General features: G+C 66.1%; 2 protein-coding genes. Both read left to right on the top strand.

All coding sequences use genetic code 11. From position 1 onward, the window contains the following. Positions 1-283 precede the first annotated feature (283 nt). The gene (gene rpsD / locus TY51_RS19575; RefSeq protein WP_042252983.1) at positions 284-904 is read left to right on the top strand and encodes a 30S ribosomal protein S4; all 621 of its coding nucleotides are present in this window, start codon (positions 284-286) and stop codon (positions 902-904) included. Positions 905-1,033: 129 nt separating this feature from the next. Further along, on the top strand, positions 1,034-1,566 hold a 533-nt coding region (locus TY51_RS20625; protein WP_373960739.1), incomplete at its 3' end, for a calcium-binding protein.

Raw genomic sequence — 1,566 nt, 5'->3', positions numbered from 1 at the left:
GACCCGCACGGCGTTGGCCGACATGCCCGGGCCGGCATCGACCGGCCGCAGGTGATCGAGGGCTCGCTTGGCCGCAGCGCGCGCATCCTGGGGGCCGCGGGACTGCCGCTGGCGCATTTCTTCCAGCCCGACGGGGCGCTGGACTAGGGCGATTGCGGTTGACACCGGGGCCTGCGCGTCTATACGGCACGCTTCGTTGGTGTTGGTGGACCCCGCAAGGGGAACCCTGTCAGGCCCCGGCCAGAGGACAACGCCCTTCGCAACTGCATGAAGGAGATCAGCCGTGACCAAACGCACGTCTGCCAAGTACAAACTCGACCGCCGCATGGGCGAGAACATCTGGGGCCGCGCCAAGTCGCCCGTCAACCGTCGTGAATACGGCCCCGGCCAGCACGGCCAGCGCCGCAAGAACAAGCTGTCGGACTTCGGCACCCAGCTGCGCGCCAAGCAGAAGCTCAAGGGCTACTATGGCGACCTGACCGAAAAGCAGTTCCGCCGCATCTATGCCGAGGCCGAGCGGATCCGCGGCGACACCGGCGAGAACCTGGTCGGCCTGCTGGAGCGTCGCCTGGACGCGATCGTGTATCGCGCCAAGTTCGTGGCGACCATCTGGGCCGCCCGCCAGTTCGTCAACCACGGCCATATCCAGGTCAACGGTCAGCGCGTGAACATCGCGTCCTACCGCGTCAAGGAAGGCGATGTCATCTCGATCCGCGAGCGTTCGCGCCAGCTGGCCATCGTGCTGGAAGCCGTCGCCCTGACCGAGCGTGACGTTCCGGACTATCTGGAAGTCGACCACAACAAGATGACCGCGACCTTCGTGCGCACCCCCGGCCTGGGCGACATCCCCTATGCCGTGCAGATGGAACCGAACCTGGTCGTCGAATTCTACGCGAAGAACTGATCTTCGCCGCACCGATTGCCATGGGGCCGCATCTTCTGATGCGGCCCCATGGCAATCTACGCATTCATTCGTCGATCCGCGGGCGCGATCGGCTAGCATCCGGGCATTGCATCCAATCGGAGCGCCACGATGGCCCGCATTCAGCTTCACCGACCTTTTGACCTGACCATTCCCACCAGTTTCGGCCCCGGCCGCTTCGGCGGAAACGAGGATTGGATCGACTACGCCAACGGCTACCGGGTCGCGATCGCCTCCGCCGGGTTCGACCGCGCCGACGCCCTGCGCCTGACGCAGAACGGTCGCGACGTGGTGACCATGTCGGATTTCCTGATCTCCACCGCACCTGGCCGCATCGACGAAGGCGCGATCTTCGGTCGCGGCGACTATCTGTCGATCTGGCGGTCGATCCTGGCATTCAACGACCAGATCACCGGTTCGTCGGGGCGCGACGTCGTGGACGGCATGGCCGGGAACGACCGCATCCAGGGCATGGGCGGCAATGATGTGCTGTTCGGCGGTGCCGGGAACGACCGGCTGGAGGGTGGTTTGGGCAACGACCAGCTGAGCGGCGGGATCGCCGCGGACGTGCTGGACGGCGGACTGGGCAATGACAGGCTGAACGGGGACGCGGGCAACGACCTGCTGATCGCGGGGCGCGGGGC

The sequence above is a fragment of the Paracoccus sp. PAMC 22219 genome (assembly GCF_000787695.1).
GTDB lineage: Bacteria > Pseudomonadota > Alphaproteobacteria > Rhodobacterales > Rhodobacteraceae > Paracoccus.
Note: the sequence above shows the minus strand (reverse complement) of the source record. Positions and strands in the feature narration are given on the sequence as shown.